Genomic DNA, 18,393 nt, shown 5'->3' on the forward strand with positions numbered 1-18,393 from the left:
CCGGCATCAAAACCACACTGCTACGCACCGCCCACGCCTTCCACCACCCCGCCATGGCACCCCTGAAACAGCCCCTGCGCGAAGCCGCCGCAACCCTCCACCACCAACCAGCCACCATCCCGGTCATCACACCCACCCCCATCAGCCCCGAATACTGGGCCGACCACCTCGTCGAAACCGTCGACTTCCACCGCACCATCACCACCCTCCACACCCTCGGCACCACCACCTACCTCGAAATCGCCCCACACAGCACCCTCACCCCACACCTACACCACACCCTCGACCAGCCACACACCATCACCACTCCCAACCCCCACCACGCCCGCACCCAACTCCACCTCCACGAAGACCCCGGCACACCGGCGCTGCAGCCGCCCCCGCCCACCTACCCCTTCCAACACTCGCGGTACTGGCTGGACACGCCGCCACAGCGCACCGACCGTCCCGACCACGAGAAGCTGCTCTGGCAGGCCGTCGACGATCAGGACGCCGCAGCCGTGGCCGGGGTCCTCCGTCTGCCCGCCGACCGGCGGGACGCCCTGGACGCCCTGCTCCCGGCGTTGACCGCGTGGCGCCGCCAGGACCGCGTGCTGCACCGCCTCGCCTGGGAACCGGTCCCCGAGCAGGCCGGTCCGGCACAGACCTTCCTGCTCGTACGCACCACCGCCGCGCCACTGCCCGGGGACGGCATCACCGACCTGCCGGTGGCGCCCGGAGATGACGTCGCCGCCACGGTCCGCGCGGCGATCGAGCGGGAGCGCCCCGACGGCATCCTCGCCCTCGACGCGGCCGACGCCCTGGTGGTGGCCCGGCTGGATGTTCCACTCTGGGTGGTCAGCCGCGGCGCGCACGCGATCACCCCGGATGACCCGCCGGCCGACCCCGACCAGGCCGCGCTCTGGGACCGGGTGCGGACCGCCGCGGCCGCCGACCCGGCGGTCCCCTACCGGCTGCTCGACCTGCCCGCCGGCGCCACGACCGACCTCCGGCGGGCGCTGGCCGGCGACGAGCGGCAGGTGGCCCTGCGACCCGGCGGCCGGTACGCCCGCCGCCTCGTACCGGTGCCGGCAGCCGCCTCGGCGGTCCGGCCGGCACCCGGCGCCGACCCGACGGTGACGACCCTCGCCGAGATGGAGACCGCCGGCGCCCGTACCTCGTCGGTCTGCCTCGCCGTCGCACCCGGGCTCCAGGACACCGTCCCGGCCGTGCTGGACCGGGCCGGCGAGCTGGCGCCGGGCACCTACTTGCTGGCCGACCCGGCCACGACCGTCACTCCCGACGACATGTCCCGCCGGCTCTGGCAGCGCGTGCCCGCAGCCCTCGCCGCCCTGCCCGAGCCGGCGCCGACGGCGACGGCGACCACGGCCGTACCGCGGATCGCCGACCTACCGGCGGAGGGCCGGCTGGAGATCCTGCTGGCCTTCATCCGCGAGCAGACCGCCGGGGTGCTGGGCCACTCCGATCCGGACGCGGTCGGCGCAGACGCCGACTTCCTGAGCCTCGGCCTGACCTCGGTCACCGCGCTCGACCTGACCGCCCGCTTCAGCGCGGTGGGCCTCACCCTCAACCCCGCCGCCGTGTACGACAACCCGACGCCCGCCGAGCTCGCCGGTCACCTGCACGCCGAGCTCGGCGGCACCACAGATGAGTTGGAGGAACAGCCATGAGCAGTCCCATCGTGATCGTCGGCGCCGGGCCGGTCGGCCTGATGCTCGCCGGTGAGCTCGGCCTCGCCGGGGTCGAGACCGTGGTCCTGGAACGCCAGGCCGAACCGAACGAACACTCCCGGGGCGGGGCGATCAACTCGGCCGTGGTGGAGATGCTGACCCAGCGCGGCATCATGGACTCGCTGCGCGGCATCGGGATGGAGTTCCCGCTCGCCCAGTTCGCGCACCTCCCGCTGAACACCGCGCCGCTCGCCGGCCGGCACCCGTTCTCGTTCGCGATTCCGCACTCGCTGCTGGAGCGCCGGCTCGAGGAGTGGGCCGTCAAGCTGGGCGCCGACGTGCGGCGGGGCAGCGAGGTGACCGGACTGGCGCAGGACGCGGACGGTGTCGACGTCACCGTGCGGTCGGGCAGCGCGGAGCACACCGTACGGGCGTCCTACGTAGTGGGTTGCGACGGCGCAGACAGTGTCGTCCGTACGCTGGCCGGCATTGATTTTCCGGGAGTCGACCCGGTTTTCTACGGCATGCTCGGCGATTTCCGGGTCGGGCCGGGTAACCCGCTGCTGGCCCGGATCGGCTCCAACCAGTACGACCGGGGCATCTGCACGGTGGTGCCGACCGGTCCCGGCACGATCCGGGTCATCACCGGCGAGTTCGAGGTGGCCCCTCCGGACCCGACTGCACCCGTGACCGTGGCGGAGATGACCGCGGCGATCGCCCGCCTGGTCGGCGACGAGCTGGCCGGTGAGCCGTTGTGGATGACCCGCTGGGACGCGCGCACCCGGCAGGCGGAGAGCTACCGGGCGGGCCGGGTGTTCGTGGCCGGCGACGCTGCGCACGTGCACTTCCCGCTCGGCGGGCAAGCGTTGAGCACGGGCATCGAGGACGCGGTCAACCTGGGCTGGAAGCTCGCCGCGGCGGTGGACGGCTGGGCCGGACCGGATCTGCTCGACAGCTATCACGACGAGCGGCACCCGGTCGGCGCCCGGGCCTGTTCCAGCACCCGGGCGCAGACCGCGTTGATGCACCGGATGACCGAGATCGGCCCACTGCGCGAGATCTTCGGGGAGCTGATTGGATTTGCCGACGTCAATGCGTACCTGGTCCGGATGGCCGGTGGGCTGGACGTCCGCTACCCGATGCCCGGCGAGGGCGACCTGCCCGGCACCCGCCTGCCGGACGTGCCGCTGACGGTCGGCGGCGACGAGACGTCGGTGGCGCAGCTGCTGCATACCGGCCGCGGTCTACTGATCGATTTCACCGCCGAGGCGACGCTGCCGGCCGGCTGGTCGGATCGGGTCGACCACGTGTGGGCGACGCCGACCGACCGGATCGACGCGAAGGCGGTGCTCCTGCGGCCCGACGGCCGGGTGGCGTGGGCGGCCGGCCTGGCCGGCGGTGACCCGGTCGCCGCCCTGACCACCTGGTTCGGCGCGTCCCGGTAGCGGAGAGGGCGGGCGTCAACTTCGATTGACGCCCGCATCTTGTCAGGCTAGACTGACAGACATGACGGAAGCCGATATCGCGACCCTTCTGGCCGCCCACGATCCCGCCGTCGGCCTGCGGGCCGTCGGCGCGCTCCATCGGCTCGCCGAGCAGGTGGAGGCGGCGTCCGTGACCCGGGCCCGCGAGCAGAGGTGGTCCTGGGAGCAGATCGGGGACGCACTGGGCGTCTCCCGTCAATCCGCACACGCCAAGCACGGGAAATGAGGCTCTGATGTTCGAGCAGTTCTCCGCCGGGTCCCAGGCCCTGCTGTCCACCGCCCTGATCGAGGTCGGCCGCCGCGGTGACCGGCGCGTCAGCACCGAGCACCTGCTGCTCGGTCTGCTGCACGACACCGGCTCGCCCGCGACCCGCGCACTCGGGATCACCCTCGAGTCGGCCCGGGCCGCACTGGAGGCACTGGACTCCGAAGCGCTGGCCGCCCTTCAGCTCAACGTCACCGGGGTGCACCGCACGCCGCTGCCGCCTGCCTCCAGCCACGCGCCGTGGACCTCGGCGGCTCGCGCGGCACTCAAGCGCACCGCGGCGATCGCCCGCACCGGGCGGAGCCACTCCCTCGAGCCGCAGCACCTGCTGCTCGCTCTCCTCGAGACTCCCCGACCCGACCCGGTCGCGGAACTGCTGGACCGGCTGGGCGTCGATCGCGCCGCCGTGCGCGCCGCGCTGAGCGCGGGTCCGGCAGCGGCGGCCTGATCGGCACGCCGGTCAGCAGACGACGATCGTCACACTGAAGTGCGGCGGCTTCCTGGTCGGGTCACTGAGCTCGAAGGCCAGGAAGCCGGCCCGCCCGGCATAGACCCCGCTGGTGCCGACGGCCCGGAAGATCTGCGTCATCTGCCGGCCCAGCGCGTTGCAGTCGATCAGCCCGGTGATGTCCAGGGCGCCGTCGTCGAAGGTGGCCACACTCCGGTGTGCCTGCCACATGTGCGGCTTCATCTGCACCACGACGGCCCCACCGGTCATCGTGCCGACCCGGTTGCCCTTATCGTCGTGGAACGCCTCGACATACCGCACGGTAGTGCCCACGCCCGCGGTCTCCGGCGGATCGCTGACCGTGAGTTCCTCCGCGAACTCGGTCACGGTGCGTACCAGGCACCGGTCGACGGCCTTCGCGGGATCATCCACACCGGGCTCGTGAAGACCGGCCACGGTGGCGGCCGCCACGGCGAGCGCGTCCACGCTCAGCGGTCCCTGATCGCCCTGGTACGCACGCAGGGCGTCCGCACCGGCCTCCATGGCCCGCTCGTCCACGCCGGCGGCCACCGGCGGCGTTCCCTCAGTTGTCTGCGACATCGCTCAACTCCGCAATTCGATGTGAACCGTACGGTCGCTGCGACGCTACGGCGACGTTCTTAAGAGCCGCTTGCGCGCGGCTCGGCCGGGCCGGCCTTGGTCCGGATGGCCTCGAGCAGCCGAGCCTGCCGCAGCGTGTCCTCGTCCGGCGCCGCCCCGCGGCGTACCGCGGTGGCGAACGACCGCAGCGCGAGCGCCACCTGGTCCTCGGCGGGCAGCCGGATCTCCTCGACCCCGCCGCGGTGACCACGGCCGTGCCGTTCCAGGCGCAGCACCGGATGGAAGTCGGCGGGCGGGGTGAAGGCCCGGTCGACCACCACCCGGCCACGGTCGCCGATCACCTCGTACCGCGACGCATACGCGTGCCGCATGCCGAACGTCAGCACCGCCCGGACGCCGCGCGGACCGTGCAGAACGGCGGAGCCACCGTCCTCGACCGGGAATCGGTCATGGCTGGTCAACGTGGCCTCGGCCACCTCAAGCCGGCCGCCGAGGTGGTGCACCGCGGCCCGCACCGGGTAGAGGCCGATGTCGAGCAGCGCGCCGCCGCCCAGATCTGCGCGGTACCGGATGTCGTCCGGCGGCAGCTCCGGAATGGTGAACGCGGCCCGCATCTCGCGCACCTCGCCGATGGCACCGTCCCGGATGAGCCGGCGCACCACGACGTGCTGGTGATGGTGGATGAACATGACGTTCTCGGTCAGCACCAACCGCTTCCCGAAGGCCAGCGCCATCAGCTCCTCGGTGCGGTCCACCTCGGTGGTGAGCGGCTTCTCGGCCAGCACGTGTTTGCCGGCCTCGAGCGCCGCCTCGACCCACGGGGCGTGCAGGGCGGCCGGCAGCGCGATGTAGACCGCGTCCACGTCCGGCATCTCCAGCATTCGCGCGTAGCCCTGCACCGCGCGGCCGCCGAACCGGGCCGCGAACAGATCCGCCTTGGCCAGGTCGCGGCTCGCCACCGCGACCACGTCCACCTCGTCGAGCGCGCTGGCCGCGGGCAGGATCCGGCGTCTCGCGATGGAGGCGCAGCCCATTATGCCGAGTCGCACCGGAGTCATCGGAAATGTCATCGTCATGGCAGCGGATCCGCATTCCTGAATGGCGACGAAACGGCCGGATGAAGAGCGCAAGCGCAATTATGACAGGCCACGAGACCAACCATCGATAGCTCTTTCCGGTCCGGTGGTGCCGCCGAGGTGGACGTGCCGCTCGCCGCAACGTACCGGGATCACGGGAGCCCGACAAGGGAGTTAGCCCACGTGGGCCCACGATAGACGGCCTTTAGGGGGTGACCGGCGGACCGTCCGGTCACCCGCCTCCTGAGCCCCTAGGAGACCCCGACGGCCAGGCTAGGGGTATGCAACCCGTCCCGGTGAATTCATAGACTCTCGCTGGGACTCACGGGGGTCGCCGTCATTCTTCAGGGATCGGAGAGCCGACGTGCCATTGCTCGATGGCGATGACGACTTGTGGTTACGGCGATTCGACGGGGCGCCGCCGGACGGCGTACGGCTGGTGTGTTTCCCGCACGCCGGCGGCTCGGCGAGCTACTGGTTCACGCTGTCCCGCCTGCTGCGGCTCGAGGTCGTCGCGGTGCAGTACCCGGGCCGGCAGGAGCGCCGACGCGAGCCCCTGATCGACACCATCACGGAGCTCAGCGACCGGGTGTTCGAGGTGATCGACCGGCTGCCGCCGCGCCCGACCGCGTTCCTCGGGCACAGCATGGGCGCGGTCGTGGCGTTCGAGGTCGCCGAACGGCTGACCCGTGCGCACGGCACCGGCCCGGAGCACCTGTTCGTCTCGGGACGGCGCGGCCCGACCGTGCACCGAGCCGGCACCGTGCACCTGCAGGACGACACGCGCCTGGTGGCCGAGCTGCGCGGGGTCGGCGGGACCGACCCGCGCTTCTTCGACGACCCGGAACTGCTCGAGACCATCCTGCCGGTGACCCGCAACGACTACCGCGCGGTGGAGACGCACCACTGGGTGCCCGGCCCGCCGCTCGACTGCCCGATCACCGCGTTGGTCGGCGACCACGACCCACAGACCTCGGTGGACGACGCGCGGGCCTGGTCGGCGCACACCACCGGCGAGTTCGGCCTCCGGGTCTTCCCCGGCGGGCACTTTTATCTGGACGCGCACCGGCCGGCCGTCGCCGAGACGATCACGGTCGCGCTCGCGGGCGCACGCACACCGCTGACGTTTGAGGAGGCCGCTTCGTGAGGTATGAGGTTCTGGGACCGCTGCGCGTGACCGACGGTGGCACCCACACGTCGATCAGCGCCCAAAAAATCGAGACTGTCCTGTCGGTGCTGCTGATCCGATCCGACCAGATCGTCGCCCTCAGCCAGCTGATGGACGAGATCTGGGGCGAGGACCTCCCGCACACCGCCACGGCGGGCCTGCACGTCTACATCTCCCAGCTGCGCAAGTTCCTGCGCCGCCCGGATCGCCCGGACAACCCGATCGTCACCCGGCCGCCCGGCTATCTGCTCCGGCGCGGCACCGACGAGATCGACTTCCACATCTTCCAGCAGCTGGTCAACCAGGGCCGGTCCAGCATGCGGCAGCAGCAGCACGAAGAGGCGATGTACTGCTTCGAGGACGCGCTACGGCTGTGGCGCGGCCCGGTGCTGGGCGACCTGCGCGGTGGATACATCGTCGACAGCTTCGTCACCCACATGGCCGAGGCCCGGCTGGAATGCCAGGAGATGCTCGCCGAGGCGCAGCTCGTCCTCGGCCACCACCGCGAACTCGTCGGCCGGCTCTACCCGCTGGTCGCCGAGAACCCGCTCTACGAGGCGTTCTACCGCCAGCTCATGCTCGCCCTCTACCGCTCCGAGCGGCAGGCCGACGCACTCAAGGTCTACCAGACCGCCCGCAGTACGCTCCGCGAGGAACTGGGCCTGGAACCGTGCCAGGCGCTGCGCGACCTGCAGCGCGCCATCCTGGCCGCGGACGGCCGCCTGCAGCTCAACGCCGCCTGAGCCGCGCGGGGCGGTCACGCCCCGCGCCGGCCGGCCAGCGCCAGCATGAGCCGCAGCACCAGCACCTGGGGGCCGCGCACCCCACGCGCCCGCAGCAGCTGCAGGGTGGTCCAGAGCTGGGTCTGGCGCACGTGACCGGGCGCCGCGTGCACATCGTCGTGCTCGAGCAGCGCCAGGTTACGGACATTGCGCTTCAGAACCCGGACCTCGTCGTACGGAATGATCTCGTCGCGAAGACTTGCCGAGTACGCCAACGGGATGTCCAGCGACCGCAACTGCTCGTCGGTCAGCTCCCACCCGCCGACGCCCGGCCACGGGTCGGCGCCGGTCATGTGCACCAGCGAATCGGTGGTGATCCGGGGCAGTTTCGCCTGCCAGTCCGCGTCGGTGAAGAACGACCGGACCGGCGCGCCCACCGTGACCACACCCCGGATCCGCTGGTCCTCGACGGCGCAGCGCAGCGCCAGATGCCCGCTGAGGCTCAGCGCGGTCAGGTGGGTCCGCGACACGTCCGCGCGGTCGGCCAGTTCGTCCAGCAGCACGGACAACATCCGCCAGCTGTCCGGCGTGTAGGGCAGGGTGTTCTCGCCACAGGACGGCATCTCGGTGACCACCGCCGCCATGCCGAGCCGGCGAGCGTGCACCAGCATCGGCGCCCACTGCTCCTTGACGGTCACGTTGCCGCCGAGGAAGACCAGCAGCGGCTTGCGCTCGGTGACCGACAACCCGGCCGTCCAGCAGCGCACCCGGCCGTCGTCGAGCTTGATCTCGAGCGGCTGGATCTCCGGGTATGCGACGCACCACCGATCGACGGCGGCCACCGCCCGGTTCAACGCGTCCTGCCGGGCCGGGCCGTCGACGAACGGGAACCGGGCCAGGGCGTACCGCCGGGCCGCCCCCAGCAGGTCACCGGCCTGCTCGGCGTTCTCCGCCGACCGGCACCACTCGGCCACCCAGGACCCCGGCTCGGCGCCGTGGTCGGACTCGATCCGGCGCAGCACGTCGCGGAAGTCGTCCACCCGCTGGCCCCGGGCGTGTGCCTCGATGTACGCCTTGAGCTCGCTGACGTCGTTCATCATGATCCTTCCGGTGCGGTGGTGGCCGGTACGAGGCCGCCGTCGTACGGTGGGAACTTCTCCAGGCGTTCCTTGATCTCGCCGAGCACGTCGGCCGCCTCGGCGCCGTCGATGACCCGGTGGTCGAAGGTCAGGTTCAGCCGCATCACCGGCGCGATCGTGACGGCGCCGTCCCGCACCACCGGCCGGTCGGCGATCCGGCCGACGCCCAGCGTCACCGTGGTCCCGCCGACCGAGTGGAACCCGTCCACCGGACGGTGCCCGAGCGAGGTCACCGCGAACGTGCCCATCGTGTCGGCCCGGCGGGCCAGCGGCCGCACCCCCAGCCGGAATGCCAGCCGGCCCAGCGGACGGGGCAGCCGGTGCAGCGACCGCATCGCGGCGAACTCGGGCATCGTGTCCGGATCGCCGTCGCGGAAGTGGTCCACGTCCCGCTGGATCGTCTCCAGCTCGGCGGTGGCCAGCCCGCGCAGCACGGTGGAGACCACCACGCGCTCGCCGCCGACCTTCTTGTCCAGCGTGACCTTGCCGTTCACAGTGTCGAAGTAGGCCAACCGCGGCCGCCACCCGCCCCGGACAGCGGCGTTCGCCGCCGGATGCCCGCCGAGCACCCGCCCCGCGGAGTGCAGCACATAGGACACGACGGAGAACCGCCGATCGGCGGCGCGGGCCGCAGCCCGGTGCGCCCGGACCGCGGTCATGTCGATCTCGGTATCCAGGTGCACCGGGCTGAACTCCCGGATTCGGTCGAGAAAGAACAGCGTGTGGCTGCGCTCACGAGGCACCGGCGCCTGCCGGCTGTGGCTGGGGGTGGGTCGTGTGGTCGTCATCGGCGTCAGTCTCGGCGAGCCCCCTAAAGCTGCCCTTGCCGGACATCGCCGGGTGCCTTTGCCGCCGCGTTGTCGCGGCTTCAGGGATCGCTGGTGTCCTGCAGGCCAAAGAACCGAGGAGGCCCCGTGGTCCAGGAGAGGGCGCCCACGCGCCGCGGCCCCGACGATGTCCTGTCCCGATTCACCCTGTCGGCGTCGGCCGGGGATCAGGCGCTCACCTCTTTGGCCGCGTTCCACCGGTGGTGGGCGGGCCATTCCGCGAAACGTTTCTCGGTCAGCCGGGTGCCGTTCGCCGAGCTGGACGGCTGGTATCTCGATCCGGACACCGGCAACCTGCGGCACGACAGCGGCAAGTTCTTCTCCATCGAAGGGCTGCGCTACCGCACCGACGACGACCGGGACTGGACCCAGCCGATCATCAACCAGCCGGAGACCGGCATTCTCGGGATCCTGGTCAAGGAGTTCAACGGCGTCCTGCACTGTCTGATGCAGGCCAAGATGGAACCCGGCAACCTCAACACACTGCAGCTGTCCCCGACCGTGCAGGCCACCCGCAGCAACTACACGCGGGTGCACCGCGGCACCCTCACCCGCTACCTGGAGTACTTCCACGGCCGGCGGCGCGGGCAGGTGCTGGTCGACGTGCTGCAGTCGGAGCAGGGCGTCTGGTTCTGGCGCAAGCACAACCGCAACATGGTGGTGCTGGTCACCGAGGACGTGCCGGCCGACAAGGACTTCCACTGGCTGCCGCTGGACCAGGTGTACGCCCTGCTGCGCGTCGACAACCTGGTCAACATGGACGCCCGTACGGTGCTGGCCTGCATGCCGGTCGGCCCGCCGGTGCGCGTAGACCCGGCCGCCGCCGGCCCTTTCACCCGGGCTGTATGGAACTCGTACGACCCGGACGCCCCGGCGCTGCACTCACGCGCGGAGCTGCTCAGCTGGATCACCGACTGCAAGGTGGCCTGCGAGTGGAAGGTCGACAAGGTGCCGCTGAACCAGGTGCCGGACTGGACCACCACGGCGGACGAGATCGCGGGCGGGCCGGACGCCCGGTTCCGGGTCATCGGGGTCGCCGTGGGCGCGCCCAACCGGGAGGTCACCCACTGGAAGCAGCCGCTGCTCGAACCGCGGGAGCACGGCTTGGCCGCGTTCCTGGCCAAGCCGATCGACGGCGTGCTGCACCTGCTCGTCCAGGCCCGCGCCGAGCCGGGGCTGCGCGACCTGGTGGAACTGGCGCCGACCGTGCAGTTGCCCACCGTGCCGGGCACCCCCGAGACGGTGGCGTTCGCGGCCGAGGCGACCACCGCGGACACCACGCGGATCCGGGTCGACTCGCTGCTCTCCGAGGAGGGCGGCCGCTTCCAGCACGCACTCACCCGCTACCGGGTGGTCGAGGTGGGCGACGACTTCCCGCCGGCCATCCCGGAGAGCTTCCGCTGGATGACCGTGCACCAGCTGTCCGGGCTGCTCGAACACGGTCACTACCTCAACGTCGAGGCGCGGACGCTGGTCGCGTGCGTGCACTCGCTTCGCTGACAACCGAAGGAGTCACATGCGAGTTCTCTTCACCCCGATGGCCTGGCCCACCCACTACTACCAGATGGTCGGGCTGGTCTGGGCCTTCCGCGCGGCCGGGCACGACGTCCGGGTGGCCGCGCAGCCGGCCCTGCTGCCGGCGGTCACCAGCACCGGCGGGATCGGCGTTCAGGTCGGCGGCGGCTATGACCTGATGGAGGGCGTCGCCGACCTGGTCAAGGTGCGCAAGAGCGTGGACCAGGGCCCGAACATGGTGGGGCCGGGCGAGTTCCATGCCGACGTCCGCGCCCGGCTGCTCGAGCTGCGGATGGTGCCGCACATCAAGACCGCCGAGGACATGGCCGAGGACCTGGTCACGTTCGCCCAGGCGTGGCGGCCGGACCTGGTGGTCACCGACCCGCTCTGCTACGCCGCGCCGCTGGCCGCCGCCGCGGTCGGCGCCCCGGTGGTCAGGCATCTGTGGGGTCCGGACATGTCCCGGCACGTCGGCCTGCCCGGCACCGGCACCGGCCCCGAGGAGGACCCGCGGGCGGCATGGCCGCAGGGCCTCGTCGACGTCTACGAGCGGTACGGCGTCAAGCCGTCCGCCGACATCGCCGACGTCACCGTGGACACCTGCCCGCCGAGTCTGCAGCTGCCCGGCGTGCCGAACCGGATGCCGATGCGGTACACCGCGTACAACGGCCCGGCGATCGCGCCCAGCTGGGTGCTCGACGAACCGGACCGGCCGCGGATCCTGGTCACCTGGAGCTCGTCCTGGCAGGCGCTGATGACCGACGAGGCGTTCCTGGTGCCGCGCATCCTGGAGGCGCTGCGCCCGGTGGACGCCGAGGTGGTGGTGGCGGTCCGGGCACACGACCGGGCCCGCGTGCCGGAGACCACCGGCGACGTCCGGGTCGTCGAGGACATGCCGCTCAACCTGCTGCTGCCGACCTGCCGGGCGATCGTGCACCAGTCAGGCTCGGGGGCGGCATTGACCGCCGCGCTGTACGGCGTACCGCACCTGGCCCTGCCGCAGGTGGCCGACGAGGGCCTGGTGTGCGACCAGATCGTGGCCAGCGGCGTCGGCGTGGGACTCAAGGCCGACGAGGCCGACACCGGGGCGATCACCACGGCGGCCGCCTCGCTGCTGTCGGAAGAGAAGTTCACCATCGCGGCCCGCCGCATCCGTGACGAGCTGCTCGCCCAGCCCAGCCCGGCGGACGTGGTCCGCAGCCTGGAGAAGCTGCGCTGAGAGGCCACAGGAAAGCGGCCCGGGCGATTCGCCCGGGCCGCTTGGCAGTGCCTCGTCAGCGCATCAGGCGTTCCAGGTCGGCGGCCACCTCGGCCGGGGTCGGCTGGGCCAGCAGTTCGGCCTGCAGATCCCGGGCCGCGGCACCGACCTCGCCGTCGCCCAGGGCGGTGAGCACCGCCGCGGCGATCTCGTCGGCGTCCGTGCGGGCCGCGTTGAAGGTGATGCCTGCGCCCGTGCGGGCGACGTGCTTCGCGGTATCCAGTTGGTCGAGGATGCCGGCCACCAGCACCTGCGGCAGGCCCAGCGACGCCGCGGTCAGCATCGTGCCGGTGCCGCCCTGGTGCACGATCGCGTCGCAGGTGGGCAGCAGCAGGTGCAGCGGCATCTGCTCCACCACCCGCGCGTTCGGCGGGACCTCGCCGAGCAGCGCCCGGTCGGCCGTGGTCACCGTGGTGACGACCTCCACGTCGTACGCGGCCAGGCTCTTCAGGATCTGCGGGACCAGGAAACCCTCCGAGCCGGTCAGGTGGCTCGTGGTGGTGCCCCAGGTGAGGCAGACGCGGCGGCGCTCGGCCGGGGTGGACAGCCACTCCGGGATCTCCCCCGGGCCGTTGTACGGCACGAACCGGACCGGCGTGCGGTTCGGGACGTTGTCGAACTGCAGGCTCGCGGGGCACGGGTCGACGACCGCCGCGGCGTACTCGGCCCGGACCTCGACGCCGTACCGCTCGTAGAGAGCCTTGAGGCCGTCCGCCCAGATCTCCGGCCGGGCCCCGTTGCCGGGGAACAGCCCCATCTGCCGCTCGAAGGCCGGTCCGGTCAGATGGTGCGCGAACGGGACGCCGGCGATCTCCGCGATCAGCGGCCCGACCATGGCGAACGGGTTCGCGATCACCAGGTCGGGACGCCAGCCCTGCACGAACGGCACCAGGTCCGCGGCCATCGCCACGGCCGTCTTCACGAACGGGCCGAACTTGGCCTCCAGCGCCGGCTTGAGCACCTCGATCGGGATGTCCGGCAGCGCGGTGCTGTCCGTCTCGTCGTCCGGGTTGTCGCGGTTGTGCTGGGCCATCTGATTGGTGACAGCCTGGAACTCGGGCATGAAGTCGTAGTCCCGGCCGATCGGCAGCACGGTCAGGCCGGACTGCTTGACGGTGTCCACGACGTGCGGCTGGGCGGCCACCCGGACGTCGTGCCCGGCGGCCCGGAACGCCCACGCGAGCGGCACCATCGGCATGAAGTGCGTCGGTTGGGACCAGGGTATGAACAGAACCTTCACGGCGGCCTCTCTCGGTTGGCGTCAGGTGACGGTGAGCGCGACGGCGGCGACGTTGTAGCCCTGAGTGCCGCCCAGCATCAGCACCCGGTCGCCGGGCTCGACCTCGCCGGAGTTCAGCAGGTGGTCGAGCGAGAACACATGATCGCTCGCGCCGACATGCCCGATGGTCCGGCCGAAGTCCCACGTCGACAGGTTCATGCTGAGCCCCAGCGGGCCCATCACGTCGGCCTCGATCAGGGCCGCGCCGGCGTTGGTGAAGACCACCTTGGTCAGGTCGGTGGTTCCGATCCCGGCCTCGGCCAGCGTCTCCCGGGCGATCTCGGCGTACATGGTGCTGAAGATGCGGTGCATGTCGAGGGAGTCGAACTCGGAGCGCACGGCGAATTCCCGTGCACGGGCCGGCACGTCGACGGTGAGCATGGCGATCGACTCCTGGTCGGCCAGGTCCAGCGCGCCGCGGTGCAGTCCCTCCAGCTCCGGCAGGGTCCGCGAGTTCACCGCCTCGACCCGCGCCACCCCGGGGCTGCGGCTGAGCAGCACCGCGGAGGCGCCGTCGCCGAGCGCCATGCCGAAGCCGGCGCTGGTCCACCGCTGCAGATAGGGCGCGATGGCCCGCAGCGACGAGGTGACCAGTGCGGACGATCGGTCCCGGGCGGCGCTCAGCCAGGCCGCCGCCAGCTCGATCCCGGCCAGTGTCCCGTTGCAGCCCTGGTTGATCGCGAACGACGCGGCCCGCCCGCACTTCAGCTCCCGCAGCAGATAGCCGGGGGACGCCCAACCCTCCGGCGCCTCCCGGGACATCGGCGCGTGCACCAGCAGGTCCAGGTTCGACGGGTCGAGCCCGGCTCGCTGCAACGCCTGCCGGCCCGCTTCGACCGCCATGTCCGCCGCCGCCACCCCGTCGGCGACCGGCACCTCGACCAGGTCGCTCTCGAAGAACTCGTCCTCGTCGCACAGCCCCGCGTCGATCGCCGACTTCAGGCTGGCCCGGCCGGCGGGCAGGTGCACGCCGACCGAGGCGATGTGCAGATCCGGGGTGAGCATCAGAACGCCGGCGGGGCGACGGAGCGGATGTTGCCCAGGTACGGGTGCCAGAGGTGCTCCGGATCCTTCTCCACCGCGGTGACGATCTCCCGCATGGCCGGCAGCGCCTTCGGCTCCTCGTCGTCGTAGAAGTCGCCCTGGAGCATCTTCAGCACGTCGAGGCGGTAGCGCGGGTCCTGGACGAACGTGGTGAACAGGACGTTCAGGCGGTAGTAGATGGAGATGAACTCGTACCAGTGCGTCACCGCCCGGCGGATCTTGTGCTCGAAGGTGGCGAACCGGTCCTTCGAGTAGTCGCCCGCCTTGTGCGCGGCGATGATGTCCTTGCTGGCCAGCCGGGCGCTGTTGAGAGCGACGCTGACGCCGCTGGAGAAGATCGGGTCGACGAACCGGGCCGCGTCGCCGACGAGCACGAACCGGTCGCCGCAGATCTGCTTCATCGAGTAGCTGTAGTCACCCTCGGTCTTGAACGGGCGCAGCCGGGTGGCCTGCTTGAGCGCGTCGTGCAGCTCCGGGCGGCTGGAGATGAAGTTCCAGAAGAACTCTTCGCGGTCCTCGTTGGACTTCGAGAACCGCTCCTTCTGGGTGACCACGCCGACGCTGGTGATCGTGTCGGTGATCGGGATCTGCCAGACCCAGGTGTCCTCGATCGGCAGGAAGTGCACGTAGATGTAGTCGACCTTGTTAGGCGCGACGGCCAGTGCCTCCCGGTCCAGGTTCTCGAACCAGCTGTGGATCGCGTACTGGTTGAACACCGGGTCGGGCACCTTGAGGCCGAGCTGGCGACCCAGCGTGGTGTGCCGGCCGGACGCGTCGACGACCATGTCGGCGGTGAAGGTGGTGGTGTGCCTGCCGAACCGTACGTCCAGCGACGCCCGGTCCGGGTCGGAGTCCAGATCGACCTTCAGCACCCGGCCGCCGCTGACCACGTGAGCGCCCAGGCTCTCCGCGTGCTTGAGCAAAATCAGGTCGAACTGGCCACGGTCCACGTGGTAGGTGTAGTCGCGGTCGACGCCGAGTTGGTCACGCTCGACGAACTGGACCTCGGCGGTCCAGTCGTGGTCGAGCATGTCGTTGAGCGGAATGTTGCGGGACTCGGCGGACGTCCATGCCGCGCCGTACTTCTTCGGGAAGTTCGCCGCGTCGATCGCGTCCATCACGCCGATCTCGTTGAGCACCGGCGTGGCCGCCGGTACCAGCGACTCGCCGATGTGCTCGCGCGGGAACATCTCGCTCTCGAAGACCACCACCGACAGTCCGGCGGCGGCCAGGTAAGAGGCGGCGGTCGCCCCCGCCGGACCCCCGCCGATAACCGCGACGTCGAAGTCAGAAGCCATGCCTCTCCCCCTGCCCGGCCCGCCTTCTGGCGGGTCATACGAATGTGCGCAACGATTCACCGGCGGCCTTAAGGCAGCCTTGTGGGTGCCCGTCAGGGCTGTGCCGAGACCTCGGCGACGAGGTGCTCGGTGATCGCGAGGACGCTCGGCTGGTGCCACAGCAGGGTGGCCGGCAGTTTCCGGCCGAAGCGCTGTTCCAGCCGGCGCCGGATGATGATCGTCATGACCGAGTCCAGGCCCTGCTCCATCAGGGGCCGGCGGACGTCCAGGGCGGTGGTGGCGAGCCGCATCTCATCGGCGATCTGGGCGCGCACCACCTCAGCACGCGGTTGCCGAGCTCCTCGCGGGACAGGCCGGTGAAGCTCCCCCCCGACGGCCGGTTTCCGTCCGTCTCCGGGCCGGTGGCGAGATCTCGCAGCAGCGGCCCGCGTTCCTGTCCCTCGGTGAGCGGCACGGTGCGCAGCACGGCGACGTACCCCGTTCCGGTACGCGCGGCGCGGTCCCACGCGCTGAACGCCCCGGCGGCCGAGATGTCCGTGACGCCCTGCGACCGCAGCCACCGGTCGGTCGCCTCGTTCACCGCCATGCCGTACCCGCGCCAAGAGGTGAGGCCGAGACTCGTGGTGTCAGGCCGGTGCGCCGCGAGGGCGTCCAGGAACGTGTTGGCGGCACCGTAGGTCGCCTGCCCGGGCAGGCCGAGCAGCTGCCCGCAGGAGGAGAACAGCACCATGAAGTCGAACGAACCGGGCGGGAACAGCCGATGCAGCACCCAGGCGCCGTCGGCCTTGGGCCGCAGCACGGTGCGCAGCGACTTCTCGTCCACATCGGTCGCCAGCCGGTCTTCGAGCACCCCGGCGGCGTGCACGACGCCGGCGATCGGTGGCAGGCCGGTCGCGTCCGGGGACAGCTCCCGGGCGGCGGCTCCGGCATCCGCGACGTCCAGCCCGATCACCCGGACCGTCATGCCGCGAGCCTCGAGCGCCCGGACTCCGTCGATCCGGCGCCGGGTCTCCGGGTCGGCCGGATCGGCCCAAGCACTGCGCGGCGGGAGTCCCTGCCGCCCGGCCAGGATCAGCCGCCGGGCGCCGCGGCCGGCCAGCCAGGCCGCCACCTCCAGGCCGAGCCGGCCCAGACCGCCGGTGATCAGATAGGTGCCGTCCGGGCGGCAGCTCACCGGGTCGCCGGTGGCCGGGCTCTCGGCGCGGCGCAGGCGGGACGCGAAGGCCGCACCGTCCCGGATCGCGACGACGTCCTCGCGGACGTCCGAGCGCAGCACGTCGAGCAGGACGGCGGCCAGGTCCGCTCCGGGTAGGCCCTCCCCCGGCAGGTCGATGGTGCCGCACCACAGGTCGTCCTGTTCACCGGCCAGCACCCGGCCCAGGCCCCACATCGCCGAACCGGCCAGGTGAGCCTCGTCCGTGCTCTCCCGCACCCCGGCGGTGATGCCCCACAACCGGGCGCCGGGTTGCCCGATCAGCTGCCGCGCCGTGCCGATCAGCAGCGCCGCGGACCGGGCGGCCACGTCGGGCACCGGCTCGCCCGGCTTCGGGACCGCGGCCACCACCAGCACGTCGGCGGGTGCGGTCAGCTGCAGCGGCCCGGCCTCCGCGACGGCCCGGCAGCGGGCGCCGGCCTACGCCAGTGCGGCCAGCATGGCGGGCTCGGCGCCGACCAGCACGAGGTCCCGGGCCTCCGCCCCCGGGGCCGACTCCAGCGGCTGCCAGGTGAGTTCGTGTACCAGCTCCGCCGGTCCGGCCGCTTCGTCCATCGAGCCGTACCGCAGGCCGTCCAGCCGGGCGACCGTGCCGCCGCGGGCGTCGTCGACGGCCACGTCGAGCTCGCCGTCGCGCACGGTCACCTGGATATCCACCGTCTCCGGTGGCACGCCGGCGAGCCGCAGCCGGGCGAGGCCGGCCACCATGCGCAGCCGGTCCGGACCGCCAAACGCGGCCGGAGCCACCGAGAGCACCGCGTCCAGCACGGGTGCCCAGGTGTCCGCCGGGCCGACCTCGACTCGGGCGCGGATCGCGTCGTCGCCGCGGAGCAGCTCGGTCACGGTCCAATCGAACGCCATGGTGGGCACGCCGACGGCGGTGAGCAGGCGCCGGACCGCGGCCGGGTCGCCCGGGCGCAGGCGGCGGGCGCGCGGCGGCGCCTCCACCGGGCCCTCGGCGGCGGTGGCGACGGCGTGCTGCAGCCAGTCGCCGTCACCGGACCGGGAGGCAAGCCGGACAGTGCCGTCCTCGGCGACCACCTGCACCTGCCGGGCCTCCGCCGCCACCACCAGCGGCAGCCGCAGGTCCACGTCGTCCAGCGCAGCGCCACCTTGATCAGGGCGGCCACCCCGGCACCCGCCCCCAGGTGCCCGATGTTCGGCTGACCGAACCGAGCAGCAGCGGAGCTTCGGCCGGGCGGCCCCGCCCGTACACCGCACTGATCGCGTTCGCCTCGAGCGGGTCACCGAGGGGGGTGCCGGTGCCGTGCGCCTCGACGTAGTCCACCGAGGCCGGCTCCACCCCGGCCCGGCGGGCGGCCTCGCCCAGCAGGTCCCGCTGCGCCTCGCCGTTGGGCGCCATGATGCCGTTGGTCCGGCCGTCCTG

The 18,393-nt window shown here is 71.8% G+C and carries 19 protein-coding genes; 8 read left to right on the top strand and 11 right to left on the bottom strand.

Translation table 11 applies throughout. The features are described 5' to 3' along the window. The 4 genes from D7223_RS00005 to D7223_RS00020 all read left to right on the top strand — a co-directional run. Nucleotides 1–1,670 (top strand): phosphopantetheine-binding protein (locus D7223_RS00005; protein ID WP_238161360.1); only part of this gene is annotated, 1,670 nt, incomplete at its 5' end. Then, nucleotides 1,667–3,115: an FAD-dependent monooxygenase gene (locus D7223_RS00010; protein ID WP_120723461.1), complete on the top strand. Its 1,449-nt coding sequence runs from the start codon at nucleotides 1,667–1,669 to the stop codon at nucleotides 3,113–3,115. The genes D7223_RS00005 and D7223_RS00010, both read left to right, overlap by 4 nt. A 61-nt stretch (nucleotides 3,116–3,176) precedes the next feature. Then, complete coding sequence (locus D7223_RS00015; RefSeq protein ID WP_120723464.1) at nucleotides 3,177–3,380, top strand: hypothetical protein; 204 nt, start codon at nucleotides 3,177–3,179, stop codon at nucleotides 3,378–3,380. A gap of 7 nt (nucleotides 3,381–3,387) precedes the next feature. Continuing rightward, nucleotides 3,388–3,867 (top strand): Clp protease N-terminal domain-containing protein, encoded by a 480-nt coding sequence (locus D7223_RS00020; RefSeq protein ID WP_120723466.1) that lies wholly within the window; start codon nucleotides 3,388–3,390, stop codon nucleotides 3,865–3,867. Nucleotides 3,868–3,879: 12 nt separating this feature from the next. On the opposite strand, the gene D7223_RS00025 is transcribed toward D7223_RS00020, so the two are convergent. Together D7223_RS00025 and D7223_RS00030 are read right to left on the bottom strand one after the other, a co-directional pair. Beyond that, complete coding sequence (locus tag D7223_RS00025) at nucleotides 3,880–4,467, bottom strand: allene oxide cyclase barrel-like domain-containing protein (protein ID WP_147252472.1); 588 nt, start codon at nucleotides 4,465–4,467, stop codon at nucleotides 3,880–3,882. A 59-nt stretch (nucleotides 4,468–4,526) separates the two neighbouring features. Then, nucleotides 4,527–5,525, bottom strand: a complete 999-nt coding sequence (locus D7223_RS00030) for a Gfo/Idh/MocA family protein (protein WP_120723470.1) — start codon at nucleotides 5,523–5,525, stop codon at nucleotides 4,527–4,529. 382 nt (nucleotides 5,526–5,907) lie between these two features. Between D7223_RS00030 and D7223_RS00035 the strand changes: the two genes are divergently transcribed. Further along, the gene (locus D7223_RS00035; protein WP_120723472.1) at nucleotides 5,908–6,690 is read left to right on the top strand and encodes a thioesterase II family protein; all 783 of its coding nucleotides are present in this window, start codon (nucleotides 5,908–5,910) and stop codon (nucleotides 6,688–6,690) included. Continuing rightward, nucleotides 6,687–7,454 (top strand): AfsR/SARP family transcriptional regulator, encoded by a 768-nt coding sequence (locus D7223_RS00040; protein ID WP_120723474.1) that lies wholly within the window; start codon nucleotides 6,687–6,689, stop codon nucleotides 7,452–7,454. Before D7223_RS00035 ends, D7223_RS00040 begins: the two co-directional genes overlap by 4 nt. A 14-nt stretch (nucleotides 7,455–7,468) precedes the next feature. Here the strand turns inward: D7223_RS00040 and D7223_RS00045 are convergent, their stop codons facing one another. Together D7223_RS00045 and D7223_RS00050 are read right to left on the bottom strand one after the other, a co-directional pair. Then, complete coding sequence (locus D7223_RS00045; RefSeq protein ID WP_120723476.1) at nucleotides 7,469–8,530, bottom strand: alpha/beta hydrolase; 1,062 nt, start codon at nucleotides 8,528–8,530, stop codon at nucleotides 7,469–7,471. Beyond that, complete coding sequence (locus D7223_RS00050; RefSeq protein WP_120723478.1) at nucleotides 8,530–9,360, bottom strand: 2-oxo acid dehydrogenase subunit E2; 831 nt, start codon at nucleotides 9,358–9,360, stop codon at nucleotides 8,530–8,532. Before D7223_RS00050 ends, D7223_RS00045 begins: the two co-directional genes overlap by 1 nt. Nucleotides 9,361–9,531: 171 nt before the next feature. Here D7223_RS00050 and D7223_RS00055 point away from each other — a divergent pair, with 171 nt between their 5' ends. Further along, nucleotides 9,532–10,899, top strand: a complete 1,368-nt coding sequence (locus D7223_RS00055; protein WP_120725523.1) for an NDP-hexose 2,3-dehydratase family protein — start codon at nucleotides 9,532–9,534, stop codon at nucleotides 10,897–10,899. Between the two features lie 16 nt (nucleotides 10,900–10,915). Next, nucleotides 10,916–12,133 (top strand): nucleotide disphospho-sugar-binding domain-containing protein, encoded by a 1,218-nt coding sequence (locus D7223_RS00060; protein WP_120723480.1) that lies wholly within the window; start codon nucleotides 10,916–10,918, stop codon nucleotides 12,131–12,133. A 55-nt stretch (nucleotides 12,134–12,188) separates the two neighbouring features. On the opposite strand, the gene D7223_RS00065 is transcribed toward D7223_RS00060, so the two are convergent. From D7223_RS00065 to D7223_RS34195, 7 genes are all read right to left on the bottom strand, one after another. Beyond that, on the bottom strand, nucleotides 12,189–13,412 hold the full coding sequence (locus tag D7223_RS00065) for a nucleotide disphospho-sugar-binding domain-containing protein (RefSeq protein WP_147252471.1): 1,224 nt from the start codon (nucleotides 13,410–13,412) through the stop codon (nucleotides 12,189–12,191). Nucleotides 13,413–13,433: 21 nt separating this feature from the next. Then, nucleotides 13,434–14,456, bottom strand: a complete 1,023-nt coding sequence (locus D7223_RS00070; RefSeq protein WP_120723484.1) for a ketoacyl-ACP synthase III family protein — start codon at nucleotides 14,454–14,456, stop codon at nucleotides 13,434–13,436. Then, a complete protein-coding gene (locus D7223_RS00075; RefSeq protein ID WP_120723486.1) occupies nucleotides 14,456–15,793 on the bottom strand; it encodes an NAD(P)/FAD-dependent oxidoreductase in 1,338 nt (445 codons plus the stop codon). The genes D7223_RS00070 and D7223_RS00075 overlap by 1 nt, the downstream gene beginning before the upstream one ends. Nucleotides 15,794–15,885: 92 nt before the next feature. Beyond that, the gene (locus D7223_RS34180) at nucleotides 15,886–16,083 is read right to left on the bottom strand and encodes an acyl carrier protein (protein WP_202864554.1); all 198 of its coding nucleotides are present in this window, start codon (nucleotides 16,081–16,083) and stop codon (nucleotides 15,886–15,888) included. Then, nucleotides 16,041–17,354 carry an SDR family oxidoreductase gene (locus D7223_RS34185; RefSeq protein WP_202864555.1) on the bottom strand — a complete coding sequence of 438 codons (1,314 nt, stop codon included), beginning with the start codon at nucleotides 17,352–17,354 and terminating at the stop codon, nucleotides 16,041–16,043. Before D7223_RS34185 ends, D7223_RS34180 begins: the two co-directional genes overlap by 43 nt. Before the next feature lie 72 nt (nucleotides 17,355–17,426). After that, nucleotides 17,427–18,098, bottom strand: a complete 672-nt coding sequence (locus D7223_RS34190; RefSeq protein ID WP_238161369.1) for a hotdog family protein — start codon at nucleotides 18,096–18,098, stop codon at nucleotides 17,427–17,429. Nucleotides 18,099–18,123: 25 nt separating this feature from the next. Next, nucleotides 18,124–18,369, bottom strand: a complete 246-nt coding sequence (locus D7223_RS34195) for a hypothetical protein (RefSeq protein ID WP_244948864.1) — start codon at nucleotides 18,367–18,369, stop codon at nucleotides 18,124–18,126. Nucleotides 18,370–18,393: the final 24 nt, after the last annotated feature.

Source organism: Micromonospora endolithica (assembly GCF_003626595.1).
In the GTDB taxonomy this organism is placed as follows: domain Bacteria; phylum Actinomycetota; class Actinomycetes; order Mycobacteriales; family Micromonosporaceae; genus Micromonospora; species Micromonospora endolithica.

Bases quoted from the DNA above. Each gene is read 5' to 3' on its own strand.
- D7223_RS00010 (WP_120723461.1), top strand. From the start codon at position 1,667: ATGAGCAGTCCCATCGTGATCGTCGGCGCCGGGCCGGTCGGCCTGATG.
- D7223_RS00015 (WP_120723464.1), top strand. From the start codon at position 3,177: ATGACGGAAGCCGATATCGCGACCCTTCTGGCCGCCCACGATCCCGCC.
- D7223_RS00020 (WP_120723466.1), top strand. From the start codon at position 3,388: ATGTTCGAGCAGTTCTCCGCCGGGTCCCAGGCCCTGCTGTCCACCGCC.
- D7223_RS00025 (WP_147252472.1), bottom strand. From the start codon at position 4,467: ATGTCGCAGACAACTGAGGGAACGCCGCCGGTGGCCGCCGGCGTGGAC.
- D7223_RS00030 (WP_120723470.1), bottom strand. From the start codon at position 5,525: ATGACTCCGGTGCGACTCGGCATAATGGGCTGCGCCTCCATCGCGAGA.
- D7223_RS00045 (WP_120723476.1), bottom strand. From the start codon at position 8,530: ATGAACGACGTCAGCGAGCTCAAGGCGTACATCGAGGCACACGCCCGG.
- D7223_RS00050 (WP_120723478.1), bottom strand. From the start codon at position 9,360: ATGACGACCACACGACCCACCCCCAGCCACAGCCGGCAGGCGCCGGTG.
- D7223_RS00060 (WP_120723480.1), top strand. From the start codon at position 10,916: ATGCGAGTTCTCTTCACCCCGATGGCCTGGCCCACCCACTACTACCAG.
- D7223_RS00070 (WP_120723484.1), bottom strand. From the start codon at position 14,456: ATGCTCACCCCGGATCTGCACATCGCCTCGGTCGGCGTGCACCTGCCC.
- D7223_RS00075 (WP_120723486.1), bottom strand. From the start codon at position 15,793: ATGGCTTCTGACTTCGACGTCGCGGTTATCGGCGGGGGTCCGGCGGGG.
- D7223_RS34180 (WP_202864554.1), bottom strand. From the start codon at position 16,083: ATGCGGCTCGCCACCACCGCCCTGGACGTCCGCCGGCCCCTGATGGAG.
- D7223_RS34195 (WP_244948864.1), bottom strand. From the start codon at position 18,369: ATGGCGCCCAACGGCGAGGCGCAGCGGGACCTGCTGGGCGAGGCCGCC.